Origin of the sequence: Micromonospora inositola, assembly GCF_900090285.1 — a bacterium.
In the GTDB taxonomy this organism is placed as follows: Bacteria; Actinomycetota; Actinomycetes; order Mycobacteriales; family Micromonosporaceae; genus Micromonospora; species Micromonospora inositola.
In genome coordinates, this window is the sequence record NZ_LT607754.1 from 161,148 (window position 1) to 179,768 (window position 18,621).

At 73.7% G+C, this 18,621-nt stretch carries 23 protein-coding genes; 10 read left to right on the forward strand and 13 right to left on the reverse strand.

Going from position 1 to position 18,621, the window contains the following annotated elements; genetic code table 11:
- Positions 1-34: 34 nt before the first annotated feature.
- From GA0070613_RS00725 to dut, 4 genes are all read right to left on the reverse strand, one after another.
- Positions 35-718 carry a DUF3159 domain-containing protein gene (locus GA0070613_RS00725; protein WP_089010489.1) on the reverse strand — a complete coding sequence of 228 codons (684 nt, stop codon included), beginning with the start codon at positions 716-718 and terminating at the stop codon, positions 35-37.
- Entirely contained in the window at positions 715-1,095 is a 381-nt protein-coding gene (locus GA0070613_RS00730; RefSeq protein ID WP_089010490.1) for an OB-fold nucleic acid binding domain-containing protein, read from the reverse strand. The genes GA0070613_RS00725 and GA0070613_RS00730 overlap by 4 nt, the downstream gene beginning before the upstream one ends.
- 223 nt (positions 1,096-1,318) lie before the next feature.
- Positions 1,319-1,984 carry a DUF3710 domain-containing protein gene (locus GA0070613_RS00735; protein WP_089010491.1) on the reverse strand — a complete coding sequence of 222 codons (666 nt, stop codon included), beginning with the start codon at positions 1,982-1,984 and terminating at the stop codon, positions 1,319-1,321.
- A gap of 25 nt (positions 1,985-2,009) precedes the next feature.
- A complete protein-coding gene (gene dut / locus GA0070613_RS00740; RefSeq protein WP_089010492.1) occupies positions 2,010-2,543 on the reverse strand; it encodes a dUTP diphosphatase in 534 nt (177 codons plus the stop codon).
- Between the two features lie 88 nt (positions 2,544-2,631).
- Between dut and GA0070613_RS00745 the strand changes: the two genes are divergently transcribed.
- Positions 2,632-3,126, forward strand: coding sequence for a DUF3093 domain-containing protein (locus GA0070613_RS00745; RefSeq protein WP_089015663.1), 495 nt, complete (start codon positions 2,632-2,634; stop codon positions 3,124-3,126).
- A 28-nt stretch (positions 3,127-3,154) separates the two neighbouring features.
- Here GA0070613_RS00745 and GA0070613_RS00750 read toward each other — a convergent pair whose 3' ends face one another.
- Both GA0070613_RS00750 and GA0070613_RS00755 read right to left on the reverse strand, forming a co-directional pair.
- Positions 3,155-3,880 carry a hypothetical protein gene (locus GA0070613_RS00750; RefSeq protein WP_089015664.1) on the reverse strand — a complete coding sequence of 242 codons (726 nt, stop codon included), beginning with the start codon at positions 3,878-3,880 and terminating at the stop codon, positions 3,155-3,157.
- A gap of 270 nt (positions 3,881-4,150) precedes the next feature.
- Complete coding sequence (locus tag GA0070613_RS00755) at positions 4,151-4,447, reverse strand: DUF4193 domain-containing protein (RefSeq protein ID WP_007075406.1); 297 nt, start codon at positions 4,445-4,447, stop codon at positions 4,151-4,153.
- Between the two features lie 432 nt (positions 4,448-4,879).
- Here GA0070613_RS00755 and GA0070613_RS00760 point away from each other — a divergent pair, with 432 nt between their 5' ends.
- On the forward strand, positions 4,880-5,395 hold the full coding sequence (locus GA0070613_RS00760) for a LytR C-terminal domain-containing protein (protein WP_172875944.1): 516 nt from the start codon (positions 4,880-4,882) through the stop codon (positions 5,393-5,395).
- Between the two features lie 39 nt (positions 5,396-5,434).
- Here GA0070613_RS00760 and GA0070613_RS00765 read toward each other — a convergent pair whose 3' ends face one another.
- Positions 5,435-6,256, reverse strand: coding sequence for an inositol monophosphatase family protein (locus GA0070613_RS00765; protein ID WP_089010494.1), 822 nt, complete (start codon positions 6,254-6,256; stop codon positions 5,435-5,437).
- 288 nt (positions 6,257-6,544) lie between these two features.
- On the opposite strand from GA0070613_RS00765, the gene GA0070613_RS00770 reads away from it, so the two are divergent.
- Together GA0070613_RS00770 and GA0070613_RS00775 are read left to right on the forward strand one after the other, a co-directional pair.
- Complete coding sequence (locus GA0070613_RS00770) at positions 6,545-8,155, forward strand: RNA polymerase sigma factor (RefSeq protein WP_089010495.1); 1,611 nt, start codon at positions 6,545-6,547, stop codon at positions 8,153-8,155.
- A gap of 247 nt (positions 8,156-8,402) precedes the next feature.
- Positions 8,403-8,636, forward strand: coding sequence for a DUF7455 domain-containing protein (locus tag GA0070613_RS00775; RefSeq protein WP_089015665.1), 234 nt, complete (start codon positions 8,403-8,405; stop codon positions 8,634-8,636).
- 190 nt (positions 8,637-8,826) lie between these two features.
- On the opposite strand, the gene GA0070613_RS00780 is transcribed toward GA0070613_RS00775, so the two are convergent.
- The 3 genes from GA0070613_RS00780 to GA0070613_RS00790 form a co-directional block, all read right to left on the reverse strand.
- Positions 8,827-10,560, reverse strand: coding sequence for a DEAD/DEAH box helicase (locus GA0070613_RS00780; RefSeq protein ID WP_089010496.1), 1,734 nt, complete (start codon positions 10,558-10,560; stop codon positions 8,827-8,829).
- A 187-nt stretch (positions 10,561-10,747) separates the two neighbouring features.
- Positions 10,748-11,398 (reverse strand): trimeric intracellular cation channel family protein, encoded by a 651-nt coding sequence (locus tag GA0070613_RS00785; protein ID WP_089010497.1) that lies wholly within the window; start codon positions 11,396-11,398, stop codon positions 10,748-10,750.
- Positions 11,399-11,438: 40 nt separating this feature from the next.
- Positions 11,439-11,657: a DUF3039 domain-containing protein gene (locus GA0070613_RS00790; RefSeq protein WP_007456912.1), complete on the reverse strand. Its 219-nt coding sequence runs from the start codon at positions 11,655-11,657 to the stop codon at positions 11,439-11,441.
- Between the two features lie 88 nt (positions 11,658-11,745).
- On the opposite strand from GA0070613_RS00790, the gene GA0070613_RS00795 reads away from it, so the two are divergent.
- Together GA0070613_RS00795 and GA0070613_RS00800 are read left to right on the forward strand one after the other, a co-directional pair.
- Positions 11,746-12,678 carry a pseudouridine-5'-phosphate glycosidase gene (locus GA0070613_RS00795; protein ID WP_089010498.1) on the forward strand — a complete coding sequence of 311 codons (933 nt, stop codon included), beginning with the start codon at positions 11,746-11,748 and terminating at the stop codon, positions 12,676-12,678.
- Positions 12,675-13,574, forward strand: coding sequence for a carbohydrate kinase family protein (locus GA0070613_RS00800; RefSeq protein WP_089010499.1), 900 nt, complete (start codon positions 12,675-12,677; stop codon positions 13,572-13,574). The genes GA0070613_RS00795 and GA0070613_RS00800 overlap by 4 nt, the downstream gene beginning before the upstream one ends.
- Before the next feature lie 21 nt (positions 13,575-13,595).
- On the opposite strand, the gene GA0070613_RS00805 is transcribed toward GA0070613_RS00800, so the two are convergent.
- Positions 13,596-13,955: a DUF3099 domain-containing protein gene (locus GA0070613_RS00805; protein ID WP_172875730.1), complete on the reverse strand. Its 360-nt coding sequence runs from the start codon at positions 13,953-13,955 to the stop codon at positions 13,596-13,598.
- Between the two features lie 103 nt (positions 13,956-14,058).
- Between GA0070613_RS00805 and GA0070613_RS00810 the strand changes: the two genes are divergently transcribed.
- Together GA0070613_RS00810 and GA0070613_RS00815 are read left to right on the forward strand one after the other, a co-directional pair.
- Positions 14,059-14,346, forward strand: a complete 288-nt coding sequence (locus tag GA0070613_RS00810) for a hypothetical protein (protein ID WP_231929620.1) — start codon at positions 14,059-14,061, stop codon at positions 14,344-14,346.
- 13 nt (positions 14,347-14,359) lie between these two features.
- Positions 14,360-14,671 (forward strand): hypothetical protein, encoded by a 312-nt coding sequence (locus GA0070613_RS00815; protein ID WP_089010501.1) that lies wholly within the window; start codon positions 14,360-14,362, stop codon positions 14,669-14,671.
- Between the two features lie 32 nt (positions 14,672-14,703).
- Here the strand turns inward: GA0070613_RS00815 and GA0070613_RS00820 are convergent, their stop codons facing one another.
- Together GA0070613_RS00820 and GA0070613_RS00825 are read right to left on the reverse strand one after the other, a co-directional pair.
- On the reverse strand, positions 14,704-15,903 hold the full coding sequence (locus GA0070613_RS00820; RefSeq protein WP_089010502.1) for a low temperature requirement protein A: 1,200 nt from the start codon (positions 15,901-15,903) through the stop codon (positions 14,704-14,706).
- 57 nt (positions 15,904-15,960) lie between these two features.
- Entirely contained in the window at positions 15,961-16,545 is a 585-nt protein-coding gene (locus GA0070613_RS00825; protein WP_089010503.1) for an HhH-GPD-type base excision DNA repair protein, read from the reverse strand.
- 90 nt (positions 16,546-16,635) lie between these two features.
- Here GA0070613_RS00825 and GA0070613_RS00830 point away from each other — a divergent pair, with 90 nt between their 5' ends.
- Both GA0070613_RS00830 and dtd read left to right on the forward strand, forming a co-directional pair.
- Positions 16,636-18,120 carry a DUF7782 domain-containing protein gene (locus GA0070613_RS00830; RefSeq protein WP_172875731.1) on the forward strand — a complete coding sequence of 495 codons (1,485 nt, stop codon included), beginning with the start codon at positions 16,636-16,638 and terminating at the stop codon, positions 18,118-18,120.
- 46 nt (positions 18,121-18,166) lie between these two features.
- Positions 18,167-18,589, forward strand: a complete 423-nt coding sequence (gene dtd, locus GA0070613_RS00835) for a D-aminoacyl-tRNA deacylase (RefSeq protein WP_089010505.1) — start codon at positions 18,167-18,169, stop codon at positions 18,587-18,589.
- The last annotated feature ends 32 nt before the right edge of the window (positions 18,590-18,621 follow it).

An 18,621-nucleotide genomic window follows, 5' to 3' on the forward strand; every position in this document is an offset into this window, starting at 1 on the left:
GTCACCGCCGGCCGCCCCGGGCGGCCGGCGGCGCTCAGGCGCCGGGCAGCGGCTCCGGCGCGGTCTCCCGGGTCACCCGGCGCACCGTCCAGACCGTGATGAGCAGCAGCAGCGCGTACGGCGGGTAGCCCAGCGCCAGCCGGGCCACGCCCAGCGCGGTGTCCTGATGGGCCAGGTAGAGCCCGGCCTGCACGCCCACCTTGGCCAGCCAGACCACGCCCCAGAGCACGGTGAGCTGGGTGAAGGTGCGCACCAGCCGCGGGTCGTCCCGCCATTCGGAGCGCCCCTTGGCGACCAGCACCGACCAGATCCAGCCCACCAGCGGCTGCCGGATCGCCGCCGAGAGCAGCAGGGCGAGCCCGTAGCCGATGCCGTAGAGGATGCCGGGAAGGTAGAAGTCCCGCTCGTCGCCGGTGCGCCAGGCGATGGCCGCGCCGACCGCGATGCCGAAGAGCCCGTTGACGGCGTGCCGGACCGGCCGGCGCTGGGCCAGCCGCAGGCCGGCGATGAGCAGCCCCACCGCCACCGAGGCGACGACCGCGGGGCGCAGTTCGCCCACCACGTTGGCGATCACGAAGACCACCACGGGGATGCTCGACTCGACCAGGCCACGCCAGCCGCCGAGCTGGTCGGCCATCTGCTCGGCGAGGCTGGGCAGCCGTTCGTCGTCCGGCGGCCCGGTGTCCGGCTCGGTGGTCCGGTGCGGTCCGGTCGTCACTTCGGCGACTCCAGCTCGTAGTACGGGTTGTAGATCACCTTGCGGTCGTCCCGGACGGCCATCCGGCCGCGGGCGGTCAGATGCCGGCCCGGCTCGATGCCGGCGATGTGCCGGCGGCCCAGCCAAACCAGGGTGACCACGTCGCTGCCGTCGTAGAGGTCCGCCTCCAGCGTCGGCAGGTTCGTCCGCGGCGTGTAGACCACCGTCCGGAGCCGTCCGGCGACGGAGACCACCTGGCCCCGCAGGCACTGCCGGGCCGGCGTGCCGCCCGACTCGGCGCTCTCCCGGCGCAGCTCCTGCGCCTCGATCTCGGCCTCGCTCGCGGTGAGCCGTTGCAGGATGCGCCGCAGCGACACCCGACCCTCGTCGGTCGTCATGACCTCCGCGTCACCCTCTCCACGCTGGCCGGTCCGCGCCGGCGCTGGCCCGACCCCGGGATGCCGGAACCGTCCCGCCAGCGTACGCCGATCCGGCGGCGCGGCGGAGCCGGCGTCGGCGTCGGCGGGGCACCTTCCCGGCGTACGGCAGCGGCGGCCGGCACACACATCGGGCCCGGCGCCGCCGGCGGAAGCCGGCGGGACCGGGCCCGGGGTGACTGTCTCAGGCCTCGCGCTGGCCGGGTGCGGGGTTCTCCTGGGTGGCCTGCTCGGCCATTTCGCGGGGCAGCCGCAGCGGCAGCGGCTCGCGGACCGGCTTCGCCTCGTGCCCCCGGTCGACCACCAGGCCGTCGAGGCAGATCGCCAGCGGGCCGGCCGCGGTCGGATCGGTGGCGGCCGCGCCCTGGTAGACGCCGCGGACCATCCAGCGCGGCCCGTCGATGCCGACGAAGCGCAGGTCGGTCGGCCCGTCCGGGGTGCGGACCCGGGCGTGCAGCTCGGTGCCGTACTCCCCCTCGACGTCGCGGGCGGCGGCGCCGTCGTTGATCAGCGACTGCCGGATCTCCTCGCGCACCTCGTCCCAGATACCCTCGGAGCGGGGCGCCGCGAAGACGCCGAGTTGCAGGGCGTTCTCCCCGTGCACGAGCACGACCTGCTGGATCACGCCCTGGGGGTCGGCCTGCACGCGGACCTCGACCTCGGGCACCGCCGGGATCTGCAGGCTGCCCAGGTCCAGCCGGGGCATGTCGGGCGCCTCGGAGACGTCGTACGGGCCCCGGGACGGCGCCGCGGGGGTCGACTCCTCGGCGTCGTAGGAGTCGAGGACCTCGGTGGTCCGCTCGTCACGCGCGTGCCGCGCGCCACCGGCCCGCTTTCGGGAGAAGATCACTGCGCCCACCCTCCGCTGTTCGCACTCACCCTGCCACCTCTTCTGTCCGCCCGCCCGCCAGGTTCGGCGATTCCCGCCGCCCGTCGGCGCCCGCCGGGGCCGGGACCAGCCCGGCGTGCCCGCCGGTCGACCCGTGCCCGCCGGAACCGCGCCGGGACGCGGGCAGCTCCGCCACCGGCTGGAACTCGGCCCGCGCCACCCGCTGCACGACGAGCTGCGCGATCCGGTCGCCACGGCTGATCTTCGCCGGCACGTCCCGATCATGATTGATCAGGTTGACCATGATCTCACCCCGGTAGCCGGCGTCGACCGTACCGGGCGCGTTCAGCACCGTCACGCCGAGCCTGGCCGCCAGCCCCGACCGGGGATGGACCAGCCCGACGTACCCCTCCGGCAGCGCGAGCGCCACCCCGGTCGGGACCAGGGCCCGCCCGCCGGGCGGCAGCTCGACGTCCGCGGCCGCCACCAGGTCCGCGCCGGCGTCGCCGGGATGGGCGTACGTCGGCAGCGGCAGCTCGGGGTCGAGCTGCCGTACGGGCACGGGTACGACGTCTGTCACGGTCTTCCTCTTCCGTCCGGTCCTCGGGTGACCCTGCCATCCTGCCGGTTGGCGGGCCGGTCGTGCGCCGTACCCTCGGACTGTGAGCCTGTCGCCATCCCCGTCGCCCGCCCCGGCCCCGTCGGCGGCGCCCCCGGCGTACGCCGAGCGGCTCGGCCTGCCCTGGTGGTACTGGCTGGCCGCGCTCGGCCTGGCCGGGCTGCTCGCCACCGAGCTGTGGATGGGCGCCGCCGGGCTGCGCGCCTGGCTGCCCTTCGTGCTGCTGCTGCCGGCGACGGTGGCCGCGCTGTGGTGGCTGGGCCGGATCCGGGTCGCCGTCGGAGACGGCGAGCTGCGGGTGGACGACGCCCGCCTGCCGGTGCGGTTCGTCGCCGACGCCGTCCCGCTGGACGCCGCCGGCCGCCGCGAGGTGCTCGGCGTGGGGTCCGACCCGCTCGCCTTCGTCGTGCAGCGGCCCTGGGTCGGCGGCGCGGTCCAGGTGGTGCTGGACGACCCGGCCGACCCGACCCCGTTCTGGGTGGTCAGCTCCCGGCACCCGGTGGAGCTGGCCGCGGCGATCATGGCCGCCCGCGACGCCGCCTGAGCCGCGTCGCCCCGCCCGAAACCGTGGCTCAGGGCAGCGCGGGCCGTGAACCGGGCAGCTCCCGCCCCTGCTTGCGCAGGTCCCGGCGGAGCTGTTCGGCCAGGTTCCGGGTGGACCGGCGGTTGAGGTAGCTGGCGACCGCGGCCCCGGTGAGGAACGGCCCGAGCGTGGTGAGGTTGCGGCCGAAGCGCTTGAGCAGGGTGTCCCGCAGCTCCTTGCGGGCGGCGGTGCCGAGCGCCGCGCTCACCCCGACCCCCGGCATCATCGGGTTGATCCCCCGCTGGCCGGCCCAGGACTGCACCAGCGCGACGGCGCGCTGGGTGCCGCCGGTGGGCAGCGGTACGCCGTGGACCTCGTGCAGCTCCCCGATCAGCTTCAGCTCGATCGCCACCACGGTGACCGTCTCGGCGGCGAGCAGCACGGGCGCGGAGAGCAGGGTCGGGGTGACCGCCCACTCGACCGCGGCGACCCCTCCGCCGGCCGCGCCGACCCCGGCGGTGGCCCGGGCGGCGTTGCGCACCAACCGGTCGGCCAGTTCCTCGTCGTCCAGGCCGGGGAAGTGCCGGCGCAGGGTGGCCAGGTCACGGATCGGCACGTGCGGGGCGACCTCGGCGACGGTGTCCGCCATCCAGCGGACGGCGGCCTTCGGCTTGAACAGGTCGGCGAGCCCGCGGGCGCGCGCCTGACCGACCAGGCGGGTGAGCAGCTGCCGCCGCTTCGCCGGCGCGAGGTCGTCCGCGGTGAGCGCCGCCACGGTCGCGCCGAGCTGGTCGCCGTCGTCGCTCCCGGGTGCCGGCGTCCCGGCATCCGGCCGGTCGACGTCACCACCGGCACGCCCACCCGTGCCGTCGGCGTCGGGTCCGCTGGCCCGTTCGTTGCGCTCGCTCACCCGTCCGACCTCCCGAGTCCCCCCGGCTGTGGAAACCGTCCGATCCGAGTCAAGCAGCTTTCCGCCGTCACCGCACGGCGGCTCGAACAGCGGCGGCCCCGTCGAGGAGGCCGCCGCCGGTGACACGCGTCCAGATCAGACGCACTCGCGGCAGATCAGCTCGCCGTTGCGCTCGACCGCCAGCTGGCTGCGGTGGTGGACCAGGAAGCAGCGGGCGCACCGGAACTCGTCCTGCTGCATCGGTAGCACCTTGACCGTGAGCTCCTCGTCGGCCAGATCGGCGCCGGGCAGCTCGAAGCTCTCGGCCACTTCGGCCTCGTCGACGTCCACAGCGCCCGACTGTGAGTCGACCCGCCGCGCCTTGAGCTCTTCGAGGCTGTCCTCGCCGAGGTCGACCTCGTCGCGACGCGGGGCGTCGTAGTCGGTGGCCATCGGTTTCACTCTCCCATATCGATATGGTCGCTTCCGGTTGTAACGCCGGACGACGCTGTTTCGGTTCCACTGGTCGGCCACCATTTGGGTCGGTCACCCGACCCGACGACCGGTGGGCCAAGTCCGCCAGAGAAACTCCCCCAGCGAGCGCGGAACCTTACCCCCCCTTTGGGCGAGGCATGTATACCGCCCTCGCGGCAGAGATGTACGCCCCTGCACCCGAAGTTGTTCCCAATGTGACTCAGGCGACACGAAGATAGGGGTAGTACTACCCGGTTCCCGGATGGCGCGCCGGTATGTCGGGCTGTTTCCACGCGACGGCCGGACAACCGTTAACCTCAGCGGCGTACTCGACGGCCGGCGGGGCGGCCCGACCGCCAGCGGCCGCCGCCACCCAACACATCCGGGAGCGCCCAGATGAGTTTTGCGCGAGTGCGAGCACTCGTTGTCGTCGGTCTGCTGGCGGTCCTCGCCCTGGTCTTCGTCGTCGTCGCCGTGGTACGCGACAGCCAGGGCAAGGTGGGCACCGCGGAGGGTTGCCCCGACGGCTGGCCGCTGGCCGACGTCACCCTGCGCGAGCCGAAGGACGTGAAGATCAACGTCTACAACGCCACCGACGAGCCGGGGCTGGCCGGCAGCGTGGCGGACGACTTCCGCAACCGCAAGTTCCAGGTCAAGAAGGAGGGCAACGCGCCGAAGGGCGTCGACGACGTCGCCGTGCTCCGCTTCGGACCGAAGGGCGTCGGCTCCGCGCACTTGTTGCGGGCCTATTTCCTCGACAACGCCGACCAGAAGTACGACCCGAACCGCAAGGACGACACGGTCGACGTGGTCCTGGGCAACGGCTTCCAGCAACTGGCCACCACGACCGAGGTCAACCAGTCCCTCGGCGACCTCGGCTCGCCGGTGGCGCCCCCCGGCTCCTGCCCGATGCCGGTGGGCAAGTAACCCACCCGCGGTCACCGCGGGAGGCGGGGGCCGGCGGGGTCAGGGGCCGCCGGACGCGTCCAGGGCGGCCAGCCGGGTGTGCAGCGGCGCGAAGAGCGCCGGCGGCGCGGCGATGACCAGGTCGGGGCCGGCGGGTCGGCCGTCCAGCCCGGCGACCCGCAGTCCCGCCTCGGTGGCGACCAGCCCGCCCGCCGCCTGGTCCCAGGCGGCCAGCCCCTTCTCGTAGTAGGCGTCGACGCGACCTTCGGCGGCCAGGCAGAGGTCCAGCGCCGCCGCCCCCATCCGACGGATGTCCCGGACGTGCGGGATCAGCTCGGCGACCACCCGGGCCTGGTGCGCCCGGCGGCCGGGGTCGTAACCGAACCCCGTGGCGACCAGCGCCTGGCCCAGGTCGGTCTCGGTGGAGCAGCGCAGCCGCTCGCCGTCCCGCCAGGCGCCGCCGCCCGTGGTGGCGGTCCACTCCTCGCCGGTGGCCACGTTGCGGACCACGCCGGCGACCACCTCGCCGGCCACCTCGGCGGCGAGGGAGACCGCGCAGTAGGGCAGCCCGTACAGGTAGTTCACGGTGCCGTCGATCGGGTCGACGATCCAGCGCACGCCGGCCGGCTCGACCGGCCCGGTGTCCCCGGCGCCGTACTCCTCGCCGAGCACCGCGTCGTCCGGGCGGAGTTTGCGCAGGGCGTCGAGCACCTGCCGCTCCACCGCCCGGTCGGCGGCGGTGACCACGTCGGTGACCGTGCTCTTGGTCGCGGCGACCGAAACCCCCTCGGCCCGCATCCGGTGGGCGGTGGCGGCCGCGTCCCGGGCGACATCGATCGCGATCTCCAGCAGTTCCTGCGTCGGCGGCGCCGAGCGGATCATGGTTCGTCCCCTTCCCGTGCGACCGGGTGTTCCCGGGTCGCGCGCGGGTATCATCCTTACAAAGTCCACAGCTGCGCCCAATTCGGCGGTCCGGATCGCGGGTACGCCGTGCGGCGCAGGATGATCGCGGCAGACGGCGTTACAATTCACCCTGCCCACGCGCCACGGACCGCCAGCGACCGGCCGGCCCGGGACACGGGGGTCCCTCAACGACATCGCCCGGCACGGCGTTCCGTGCTGCGCCGGACGACCCGGCCGTGCTCGCTCTTCGCCTCCGGAAGGTCATTCGTGACAGAACCCCGCCAGACCGGCGCCGACGTTCGCTCGCTCACCGACACCCTGATCGCCCATGCGCAGAGCGCCGGCGGCCAGCTCACGTCGGCCCAGCTCGCGCGCACCGTCGAGTCCGCTGAGGTGACCCCGGCCCAGGCCAAGAAGATCCTGCGCGCGCTCTCCGAGGCGGGCGTGACGGTGGTCGTGGACGGCTCGGCCAGCACCCGCCGTCGGGTGGCCGCCGCCCGCTCCGCCACGCCGGCGTCCCGGGCCACCACCGCCAAGACCACCAAGAAGGCCGCCGCGCCCGCCCCGAAGCAGGCGCCCGCCGCCGACGAGGCCCCGGCCCCCGCCCCGCGGAAGGCGACCGCGCGCAAGGCCGCCGGCACCACCGCCGAGGTGGCCGCCAATGCGGCCGCGCCGGCCAAGGCGACCAAGGCGACCCGGGCCACCAAGGCGACCGTGGCCGCGAAGACCGCCGCGGCGAAGCCGGCGAAGGCCGACGCCAAGGGCGAGGGCGCCGACGGCGACATCGACCCGGAGGCGCTGGCCGCCGAGATCGAGGACGTGGTGGTCGAGGAGCCGGCCGAGCTGGCCCAGGCCGCCGCGACCGACGCCGCCGCCTCCGCCACGGACAACGACTTCGAGTGGGACGACGAGGAGTCCGAGGCGCTCAAGCAGGCGCGCCGGGACGCCGAGCTGACCGCCTCCGCCGACTCCGTCCGGGCGTACCTCAAGCAGATCGGCAAGGTGCCGCTGCTCAACGCCGAGCAGGAGGTCGAGCTCGCCAAGCGGATCGAGGCCGGCCTCTACGCCGCCGAGCGGCTGCGCGCCGCCGACGAGGGCGAGGAGAAGCTCACCCGCGAGATGCAGCGCGACCTGCTCTGGATCTCCCGGGACGGCGAGCGCGCCAAGAACCACCTGTTGGAGGCGAACCTCCGGCTGGTCGTCTCGCTGGCCAAGCGGTACACGGGTCGCGGCATGGCGTTCCTGGACCTGATCCAGGAGGGCAACCTCGGCCTGATCCGCGCGGTCGAGAAGTTCGACTACACCAAGGGCTACAAGTTCTCCACCTACGCCACCTGGTGGATCCGCCAGGCCATCACCCGCGCCATGGCCGACCAGGCCCGCACCATCCGCATCCCGGTGCACATGGTCGAGGTGATCAACAAGCTCGGCCGGATCCAGCGCGAGCTGCTCCAGGACCTGGGCCGCGAGCCCACCCCGGAGGAGCTGGCCAAGGAGATGGACATCACACCGGAGAAGGTGCTGGAGATCCAGCAGTACGCCCGGGAGCCCATCTCGCTCGACCAGACCATCGGTGACGAGGGTGACAGCCAGCTCGGCGACTTCATCGAGGACTCGGAGGCCGTGGTCGCGGTGGACGCGGTCTCGTTCTCGCTGCTGCAGGACCAGCTTCAGCAGGTGCTGCAGACGCTCTCCGAGCGTGAGGCGGGCGTGGTACGCCTGCGCTTCGGCCTGACCGACGGCCAGCCGCGCACCCTGGACGAGATCGGCCAGGTGTACGGCGTGACCCGGGAACGGATCCGGCAGATCGAATCCAAGACCATGTCCAAGTTGCGGCACCCGTCGCGCTCCCAGGTGCTCCGCGACTACCTGGACTGAGCCGTACACGTCAACCAGTCGTGTCGCTTTGATCACCAGCCGTACAACACTCGATGGTGATCGGTCGGTTGCCCGTTTGTGATCGTTGACGTGGCACCCTTGGTGCACGGCACACTGTCTCCACGCCATGTGTGACCTCGGTCCCCCGCGGGCACACAGGGAAGGCAGGGCCCGACAAGGATGTTGCACGATGGGTGAGCAACGACCGAAGAGAGTGTTCATCGGTGACGACCAGAGGAGGAAGGCGATGACCCCGACCCTCACGCCGCCGCCCGTGACGGCGGCTCCCCCAGCCGCCGATGAACGGTGCGACCGCTGCAATGCTGCCGGCAAGCTCCGGATCACTCTGGCGGGTGGGAGCGAGCTGGTGTTCTGTGGGCACCACGCGAACAAGTACGCGGAGGATCTCGTGAAGATCACCGTGCGGTACGCGACGGACCCAGAGTTCAGCTGGCGTGGCGCCGATCTGATGGCGAACTGAAAACCGCAACCGAACCACGACATAGCCGGCCGGAGGCCCCCACGGGGAGCCTCCGGCCGGCTTTTCGTGCACCCCGCTCTTTGACCCCACCGTGGGCGCACACCCCGCCCCTGCGGCCACGGGAGCCAGCCCTGTGGGGGCGGCGCGGCCGGGAGGCCGCGCGTACCCGGCCGGGTGCCCGCTTAGGCGGTCAGAGGGTCTGGACGGTGGCGATGCGCTCTTCGAGCTGCTCGATGGTCGCCTGGGCGCTGGGCGGGCCGCCGCAGAGCCGGCGCAGCTCCGCGTGGATCTTGCCGTGCGGCTGGCCGGTGCGGTGGTGGCGGGCGGCCACCAGGGCGTTCAGTTGGCGTCGCAGGGCCACCCGGCGCTGGGCGGCGCTCATCGGCGGCGGCGCCGCCGCGGGGCTCTCAGCGGCCGGCTCAGCGGTCCGGGTGGCCGTTCGGCGGCGCCGGGCGGCGAGCTGCTCGGCCTGCCGCTTGGTGAGCAGCAGGGAGACCTGGTCCGCGGTGAGCAGCCCCGGGAGGCCGAGGTACTCCTCCTCCTCGGGGGTGCCGGCCTGGGCCGCCGTGCCGAAGGACGCGCCGTCGAAGATCACCTGGTCCAGCTCGGCGGTGGCGGAGAGTGCCGCGAAGCGCTTCTCCAGCTCGCCGCTGGCCTGGTCGTCGCGCTGGGCGCGCTCCAGCAGGTCGTCGTCGAAGCCCTCGTTGTCCTTGGGCTTGCCGAGCACGTGGTCCCGCTCGGCCTCCATCTCGCTGGCCAGCCCGAGCAGGTGCGGCACGCTCGGCAGGAAGACCGAGGCGGTCTCCCCCGGGCGGCGGGCCCGGACGAACCGGCCGATCGCCTGGGCGAAGTAGAGCGGCGTGCTGGCGCTGGTGGCGTAGACGCCGACGGCCAGCCGGGGGATGTCGACGCCCTCGGAGACCATCCGGACCGCGACCAACCAGCGCTGCCCGGACGCCGCGAACGTCGCGATCCGCGCGGACGCGCCCTGGTCGTCGGAGAGCACCACCGCGGCCTTCTCGCCGGTCACCTGCTCGATCAGCTTGGCGTACGAGCGGGCGGTCTGCTGGTCGCTGGCGATGATCAGGCCGCCCGCGTCGGCCATCCCGGCGTTGCGCAGCACCGTCAGCCGGGCGTCGGCCGCGCGCAGCACCTGCGGCATCCAGTCCCCGGCCGGATCCAGGGCGGTACGCCAGGCCTGCGCGACCAGGTCCTGGGTCATCGGCTCGCCCAGCCGGGCGGCCAACTCCTCGCCGGCGTTGGTGCGCCACCGGGTCTCCCCGGAGTACGCCAGGAAGAGCACCGGCCGGACCACGCCCTCGCGCAGCGCGTCGGAGTAGCCGTAGACCGAGTCGGCGCGGGACCGCAGCAGCCCGTCCCCGCCCCGCTCGTAGCTGACGAACGGGATCGGGTTGTCGTCGGAGCGGAAGGGCGTACCGGTGAGCATCAGCCGGCGTACCGCGGGCTCGAAGGCGGCCTTGACCCCGTCGCCCCAGGACCGGGAGTCGCCCGCGTGATGGATCTCGTCGAGGATGACCAGCGTGCGCCGGGTCATGGTGCGCCGACGGTGCACCTGCGGCGCCATGCCGACCTGGGCGTAGGTGACGACCGCGCCGTGGAAGTCGGCCGAGGAGTGCAGGTCGGCGTTGCGGAACGCGGCGTCGAGCTGGATGCCGACCCGGGCGGCGGAGGTGGCCCACTGGGTCTTCAGGTGCTCGGTCGGGGCGACCACGGTGACCGCCTCGACGGTGCCGTCGGCGAGCAGCTCGGCGGCGATCCGCAGGGCGAAGGTGGTCTTGCCGGCGCCCGGGGTGGCGACCGCGGTGAAGTCCTCGGTCCGGCGGCGCAGGTACTCCACCAGCGCCTTGCGTTGCCAGGCGCGCAGGGGCGGAAACGTATCGAGCGCCGGCGTCCGGGCTGCCACGCAAGGCTCCTCTCCGACCGCACCAAGGGCGGACCCGGGCCGAGGGCCACGGGTGCCGCAGCCCATGAAAACGCCTCCGCGCAGAAGATGCCGCGAAGGCCGACTCAGCATAACCAGCGGGGCCGGTTCGCCCCACTCGACGCCACGCTGGTCACATCCGACCCACGCCACCGCGGCCCCGGCCGGTTCAGCCCTGTGGGCCGCGGGTGCCGGTGCGCGGCGGGCGCGTGGTGGGCACCGGGGCGGACCAGCGCCGGCGCAGCGAGATCAGGCGCAGCGCGAAGACGAAGACGGCCGCCCCGGTCAACGGCACCGCCGTCGCGTGGCCGTACGTCGACAGCAGGGCAACCACGATCGACCCGGCGAGCGCCGCCACCGCGTAGATCTCCCGACGCAGCACCACCGGGATCTCCCCGGTGAGCAGGTCCCGGCCGAGCCCACCGCCGATCGCGGTGAGCATGCCGATCATGCACGCGCCGACCGCCGGCACGTGGGCGTCCAGGGCCTTGAGCGTGCCGGTGACGGTGAACAAACCGAGGCCGGCGGCGTCGAGCACCAGCACGGTGGTGCGCAGCCGGGCGAGCTGCGGGTGGAGCCGAAAGACGGCGGCGGCGGTGACCGCCGCGGTGATCGCGTACCGCCAGTCGGCGAAGGCCAGCGGCGGCACCTCGTCGATCACCAGGTCGCGGAAGATCCCGCCGCCGAGCGCGGCGACGACCCCGACGAAGGCCACGCCGAAGAGGTCCAACCGCTTGGCCACCGCCGCATACGCGCCCGACGCGGCGAAGACGGCCACCCCGGTCAGGTCGGCGAAGAGCAGGGCGGTGGAGGTGGTCACCGCCGCAGGTTACGTGGGTGGCCGGGCCGACCGCCCGGGATCACTCGCGGTACGAGTCGTAGATCTCCTTGCACTTCGGGCAGACCGGCGAGCCGGGCTTGGCCGCCTTGGTCACCGGGAACGTCTCGCCGCAGAGCGCCACGACGAAGGTGCCCATGACGGCACTCTCGGCGATCTTCTCCTTGCGCACGTAGTGGAACATCTCGGGACCGGTGTCGGCGTCCTTCAGCTCGGGACGCTCGAGAACCTCTGTACTCACGTCTACACCTCCAACTTTTCCAGTTTCGCAGGTCGTCCCGGGCCGGTCCACCGCAGGCCGCCCGGACGGCGGCGGTACCGTAACGGAAGTGACCAGCTTTCACATCCGTTACGGCACCGAGGTGGCCGACGCCCTGCGCGACGGGCGCCCCGTCGTCGCCCTGGAGAGCACCATCGTCTCGCACGGCCTTCCCCGGCCCGACAACCTGCTGGTCGCGCGGCAGATCGAGCAGGCGGTCCGGGACGCCGGAGCGATCCCGGCCACCATCGGCATGGTCGGCGGCGAGCTGGTGGTGGGCCTGGACGACGCGCAGCTGACCCGGCTCGCCACCGTCGACGGGGTGAGCAAGCTCTCCGTACGCGATCTGGCGGTGGCCGCCGCGACCGGCGCGGACGGCGCCACCACCGTGGCCGCGACCAGCGCGGTGGCCGCGGCCGCCGGGATCGGCGTCTTCGCCACCGGCGGTCTGGGCGGGGTGCACCGGGAGGCCGCGCAGACCTTTGACGAGTCGGCCGACCTGGTCACCCTGGCCCGGACGCCGATCGCGGTGGTCTGCGCGGGGGTGAAGTCGATCCTCGACGTGGGCGCGACGCTGGAGCGGCTGGAGACGCTCGGCGTCGGCGTGGTGGGCTACCGCACCCGCCGCTTCCCCGGCTTCTACCTCAGCGACGCCGGATTCGACCTGGACTGGTCGGTGGACTCGCCGGAGCAGGTGGCCGACGTGCTGTCCGCCCGGGCGGCGCAGGGCGTGCACCACGGCGGGCTGATCGTGGCCAACCCGCTCCCCGTCGACGAGCAGCTCGACCCGGAGCTGCACGACCGGACGCTCGCCGAGGGCCTGGCCCTGCTCGCCCGCGACTCGGTGACGGGCAAGGCCGTGACGCCGTTCCTGCTGGCCCACTTCCATTCCGCCACCCAGGGCGCCAGCCTGGCGGTGAACGTGCGGATCATCCTGCGCAACGCCGACCTGGCCGCCCGGATCGCCGTCGCCGCCGCCCGTCGTACCGCCGCCACGGCATGAATCACCGGTCCCGGATCCTCGTCGTCGGCGACGTGATCACCGACGTGGTGGCGGTGCTCGCCGGGCCGCTGGCGACCGGCTCGGACACCGCCGCCGAGATCCGCTTCAGCGGCGGCGGGCAGGCGGCCAACACGGCCGCCTGGATCGCCGCCCAGGGGGTGGACGTGACGCTGGTCGGCGCGGTCGGCGACGACGAGGCGGGACGCGACCGGGTGGCCGAGCTGACCCGGATCGGCGTCGACTGCGCGGTGGAGCGCCACGAGGGCTACCCGACCGGCACGGTCGTCGTGCTGGCCGCCGACCGCGAGCGGACCATGGTCAGCCAGCGCGGGGCGAACCTGCGGCTGACCGCCGCGCACGTCGACCGGGCCCTGGCCGGGGCGCCCGACGCCGGGCATCTGCACCTGTCCGCGTACACCCTGCTGGACGCCGCGTCGCGCGGCGCGGGACTGCGGGCGCTGGCCGCCGCCCGCGAGCGCGGGCTCACCACCAGCGTCGACGCGGCCTCCGCGGCGCCGCTGCGGCGGGTCGGCGCGGCGGCCTTCCTGACCTGGGTACGCGACGTCGACCTGCTGCTGGTGAACACGGACGAGGCGACGGTGCTGGCCGGCGGGATGGACCCGGCGGCGCAGGCGCGGGCGCTCTCGGCCGCGGCCCGCCGGGTGGTGGTCAAGCAGGGCGCGGCCGGCGCGGTCTGGGTGGACCGGGACGCCACGGTCAGCGTGGCGGCGGCCCGTCGGGTGGCGGTGGTGGACGTCACCGGGGCCGGGGACGCCTTCGCCGCCGGCCTGCTCACGGCCTGGCTCACCGGCGCGGACCCCCGCGCCGCGCTCGACCGCGCGGCGGACCTCGGCGCCACCGCGGTCGCCACGGTCGGCGCCCGCCCCACCCCCTGACCCACTCGGGTCCGGGGCCGGTCAGGGCTCGGCGTCGATGATCTTGTGAGGGCGCTCCTCGGCCGTGAGGCTCATGGGCGGGGTCTCGTCGCGGTGGCGGGGGTGGAACTTGTTGGCGAGCCGGTGCTCGTCCTTGGGCGGCCGGTCGTTGGCCAGCAGCACCGCCAGCCACGGGATGAGCACCATCCCGAGGCCGAGCAGCGGCAGCCAGAGCCAGAGCAGGGGTGCCTTCGCGACGACCAGGACGGCACCGACCACCAGGCACGCCACCCGGATGCCCATCATCAGCACGTAACGCTTCTGCCGGCTGTTGAGCTGGTCGTTCTGGCTGCGCGAGGCGTCGGTGATCAGGATCGGCTGGTATGCCTGACGCTTCACCACGGACCTCCTCGAGGGGATTACGCCCCATCCTGTCACCCACAGCCGTTGATCAGCGAAAATCGGGTCATCGGTTCGCGTGTTACGCGCGTGGTACGCTCCGCTCGTGGGCAGCCGGTTCAGCTTCACCGACGAGGCGTTGGCCAACCTCCGGGTCTACGACGTCACGCCCGGGGAAGTCTGGGAGGCCCTGCACAGCACGCGCCGGGTCATCCGGCACCTCGGCGACGACGTGATGGTCGTCTACGCGGTGTCCCACCGGGGCCGACGACTCGCCGTGCTGCTCGCCGAGGCCGACGGCGCCGACCACGACTGGGACGTCCTGTCCGCGCGCGAGCTGAGCGACGTCGAGGCGAAGCGCTACGACGAGGCGGTACGGAGATCTCGCCGATGAGGAGGCGGTCACGATGGACCGGAACGAGGCGACCAAGCGTTTCCACGGCGGCGACGACGCGCTGGCCGAACTGATCGATGAGAGCCAGCCGGCGGAGCTGCCCACCCCCGACACCGACGTGCCCATGGTCAGCCGCTCGGTGCGCCTCCCGCTGGAGACGTACGAGCGGGTCCGGGCCGCCGCCGACGCCCGCGGCATCGGGGTGACCACCCTGATGCGACAGTGGATCGAGGCCGGCCTGGCCGAGCTGGACGATTCGACGACCGTCTCCCTCGCCGACGTGCGCCGCGCGCTGGCCGCGCTCTCCCGCCCGACGGCCGCCTGACCGGCCGGCTCGCCCGCCCGCCGGAACGCCCGTCACAAGGGCGGGGCCGGTCGTTCCGGCGGCCGGCCCCGGGCCCGCAGCGCGTCGGTCGCCGCCATGCCGGCCAGCACCGCCGTGGTCGCCGCGCCGACCGCCAGCGGAGGCAGCCGGACGACCAGGGGCACCATCGCCACCAGTACGACGAGGCCGACCAGCCGGGACCGGGACACCCGGCCGAACACCTCGTACTCGAAGCGCGTCCGGCCGAGCACGAAGAGCGCGGGACCGCCGACGATCACGGTGAGCCAGGCCGGGTCGGTGTGCCCGCCGGGGTGGGCGATGACGATTTCATAGCCGACCGCGGCGGCGACGATGCCGGCCACCATGGCCAGATGGGTGTACGTCGCCGACTCGGCCAGCCGGCCGGGTCGCGCCGAGCCGGCCACCGCCTCCACCAGCACGGTGCCGGCCCGATAGAAGTAGATTCGCCAGAGCAGCACGGTGCTCGCGAACGTGATGGCGAAGGCCACCCACTGGGCGGCCGCGAACTCGCTCATGCTGAAGCCGAATCCGCTGATCAGGATCATCTCGCCCAGCGCGATGATGGTGAACTGCTGGTAGCGCTCGGCCAGATGCTCGCCGGTGACCGGCCAGGAGGAGGTGGGCGCACGGCCCCGTCCCGGCAACGGCCAGCCCAGCCGGGCCGCGCCGTAGTCGATGATCACCGCGACGGTCCAGAGCACCCCGCGGGCGTCGTTGTGCACGGCCGCTCCGGCGATCCACGGCACCGCCGACACCACCGCCCAGGCGAGGATCCGGCCGGCGACGTGCCGCTCCGGGTGGTGTCGCATCACCACGGTGAGGAAGAGGGGACGGCCGACCTGGACGGCGACGTAGCCGACCGCGAAGGAGACGCCCCTGGTGTCGAACGCTTCCGGGAGCGACACCGCCATCACCATGCTGGCGAACATCGAGCCCGCCACGACCAGTTGGAGCGCCGGCTGCTCGGGGTTGAACCGGCTGGTCGTCCAGGTGGTCAGCGACCAGACCATCCAGAGGGCGAGCAGGAGCAGCAGCGTCTCCCCCGCCTCGGGCAGGAAGACCCGCCGCTCCACCGTGAAGTCGTCGACCAGCCGGTTCGACACCCGGGTGAGCGCGAAGACGAAGGCGACGTCGAAGAAGAGCTCCAGGAAGGTCGCCCGCGGCGAGGTCGCCTTGCCGCGGAGGAACTCCTCCCCCCGTTGATCCGCCATCCCCGCCCGCCGTCGTCGCCTGAGGTGCTCAACGACCGGGGACGGGCGGGAGTCGCGTCAGCCCTTCGCGGCCTTGGCCGCCGCCTTCATCTGCTGCTTGTACTCGCGCACCTGGCGCAGCGACTCGGGGTCGGTCACGTCGGCCACGGACCGGCGGGCGTCCGGCTCGCCGTACCCGCCCGCGGCCTCCCGCCAGCCGTCCGGGGTCACCCCGTACCGCTTGCCGAGCAGGGCCACGAAGATCTGCGCCTTCTGCTTCCCGAAGCCGGGCAGCTCACCGACCCGACGCAGCAGTTCCCGGCCGTCGGCGACGTCCGCCCAGAGCCGGGTCGGGTCGCCGTCGTACCGGTCGACGAGGACCCGGCAGACCTCCTGCACCCGGGCCGCCATCGCCTTGGGGAACCGGTGCAGGGCCGGCGGCTGGGCGAAGAGTTCGACCAGGGCCTCCGGGGCGTACCCGGCCAGCTCACGGGCGTCCGGCTCGTGACCGAGCCGCCGGGTCAGCACGTACGGCGAGGAGAACGCCTTCTCCATCGGCACCTGCTGGTCGAGAACCATGCCGAGGAGCAGCGCCAACGGGCTGCGCTCCAGCAGTCGGTTGGCCTCGGGGTCGATGGGCAGCGACAGCGTCATGCCCCCCATCCTGCCGGTCGCCGACGGTGGAGGGCGACACCCGGGGGTGAAATGACGGGCGGTGCCCGCCGCGGAATCGTGGCGGGGCAGGATGACGACGTGGACGAACACGACAGGCTGCTCTCCCCCGCGGGCGTCGAGGCGCTGCGGACCGCGCTGAGCAGCGCGGGGTTCACCTCGAACGGCATCGCGGGCCGGCTCGGTTCGCAGGCCACCGGCGGGGTGGCGCGCAACGACTTCCGGGCCGCGCTGCGCGCCACCGAGGACCGCGACCCGCTCGCCACGCTGATCCGGGTGTTCATCTGCGACCAGACCGAGTCCGAGGCGGTGGTGGCCGCCGCGCTCGCCCCGCTGACCGTCGAGGAGGCGCTGGCCGGCGGGCTGGTCGAGCGGCACGGGGACGGCCTGCGCGCCGGAGTGGACCTGGAGCCGTACGGGGACGAGTGGTGGGTGCTCGCCGACGTGCCGGCCAGCGCCCGGCCCGGGAAGCCGCTGCACGCCGAGCACGTGCTGGGCATCGGCGGGGCCACCCAGACGCTGATCGGCGCGACCGTACGCCGGCCGGTGGAGACCGCGCTGGACCTGGGCACCGGCTCCGGCGTGCAGGCCCTGCACCTGGCCACCCACGCCCGGCGGGTCACCGCGACCGACGTCTCCGAGCGGGCGCTCCGCTTCGCCGCCACCACCGCCGCGCTCAACGGCCAGGACTGGGAACTGCTCCGTGGCGACCTGGTCGCCCCGGTCGCCGGCCGCCGCTTCGACCTGGTGGTGAGCAATCCGCCGTTCGTGGTCGGGCCGGGCACCACCACCCACGTCTACCGCGACTCCGGCCGGGTGGGCGACGCCATCGGCGCCGAGCTGGCCGCCGCCGCGCCGCACCTGCTCACCGAGGGCGGCACCATGCAGTACCTGGCCAACTGGGTGCACGTCACCGGCGAGGAGTGGGACGAGCGGGTGGCCGGCTGGTTCGCCGGCACCCGGCTGGACGCCTGGGTGATCCAGCGCGAGGTGGCGGACCCGATGGCGTACGTCAACCTGTGGCTCACCGACGTCGGCGAGGCGGCCGACCCGCAGCGGATGGCGGCCTGGCTGGACTGGTTCGACGCGCACAAGGTGGAGGCGATCGGCTTCGGCATCGTCTCGCTGCGCCGCGCCGGCCACGACGAGCCGGTCGTCCGGGTGGAGGACCTGCGCCAGCGGGTGGAGCCGCCGATGGGCGACCACATCGCCGCCTGGTTCGACCGCCAGGACTGGCTCCGGGTACGCGACAGCGAGACGCTGCTCGCCACGCGCTACCGGGCCGCCGAGGGCCTCCAGCTCCGCCAGGAGGCCACCATGGGCGACGAGGGCTGGGCGGTGGACCGGCAGGTCCTCGCCATGCCACGCGGGCTGCGCTGGTCGGAGGAGATCGACCCGCTGGTGCTCGCCCTGGTCGGTGGCGCGGACGGCCGGTTGCCGCTGCGCGACCAGCTGGCGCTGCTCGCCGCCGCGCACGACGTCACCCCCGACGAGCTGACCGAGGCGGCCGGCCCGATCGTGGCGCACCTGGTCGAGCGCGGCATCATCGAGCCGGTGGCCGACTGATGCGGGCGTTTCCGCCGGCCGGGTCCTGGACGGAGGTGAGGGCAAGATGCGGGCCGTGGTGCAGACGGTGAGCCGGGCCAGCGTGACCGTCGACGGCGAGGTGGTCGGTGAGATCGCCGACGGCCTGCTGGTGCTGCTCGGGGTGACCCACGCCGACACCCCGCAGGTCGCCGCCACGATGGCTCGCAAGATCCACGAGCTGCGCATCCTCGACGAGGAGCGCAGCGCCGCCGACACCGGCGCCCCCATTCTGGTGGTCAGCCAGTTCACCCTCTACGGCGACGCCCGCAAGGGCAGAAGGCCGAGCTGGACCGCGGCGGCCCCCGCCGAGACGGCCGAACCCCTGGTGGACGCGGTGGTCGAGGCGCTCCGCGCCCGCGGCGTCAAGGTCGAGACCGGCCGCTTCCGCACCCACATGCTGGTCGAGAGCGTCAACGTGGGCCCCCGCACCCTCCTCCTCGACCTCTGATCCACCCCTGCCGGCTCCCGGGGGGCAGGCCG

What these genes read in the sequence shown, in the direction of transcription:
- GA0070613_RS00730 (WP_089010490.1), bottom strand. Translation starts at nt 1,095, where the DNA reads ATGACGACCGACGAGGGTCGGGTGTCGCTGCGGCGCATCCTGCAACGG.
- GA0070613_RS00755 (WP_007075406.1), bottom strand. Translation starts at nt 4,447, where the DNA reads ATGGCCACCGACTACGACGCCCCGCGTCGCGACGAGGTCGACCTCGGC.
- GA0070613_RS00765 (WP_089010494.1), bottom strand. Translation starts at nt 6,256, where the DNA reads ATGATCCGCTCGGCGCCGCCGACGCAGGAACTGCTGGAGATCGCGATC.
- GA0070613_RS00775 (WP_089015665.1), top strand. Translation starts at nt 8,403, where the DNA reads ATGACCCCGACCCTCACGCCGCCGCCCGTGACGGCGGCTCCCCCAGCC.
- GA0070613_RS00800 (WP_089010499.1), top strand. Translation starts at nt 12,675, where the DNA reads ATGAATCACCGGTCCCGGATCCTCGTCGTCGGCGACGTGATCACCGAC.
- GA0070613_RS00815 (WP_089010501.1), top strand. Translation starts at nt 14,360, where the DNA reads ATGGACCGGAACGAGGCGACCAAGCGTTTCCACGGCGGCGACGACGCG.
- GA0070613_RS00820 (WP_089010502.1), bottom strand. Translation starts at nt 15,903, where the DNA reads ATGGCGGATCAACGGGGGGAGGAGTTCCTCCGCGGCAAGGCGACCTCG.
- GA0070613_RS00825 (WP_089010503.1), bottom strand. Translation starts at nt 16,545, where the DNA reads ATGGGGGGCATGACGCTGTCGCTGCCCATCGACCCCGAGGCCAACCGA.
- dtd (WP_089010505.1), top strand. Translation starts at nt 18,167, where the DNA reads ATGCGGGCCGTGGTGCAGACGGTGAGCCGGGCCAGCGTGACCGTCGAC.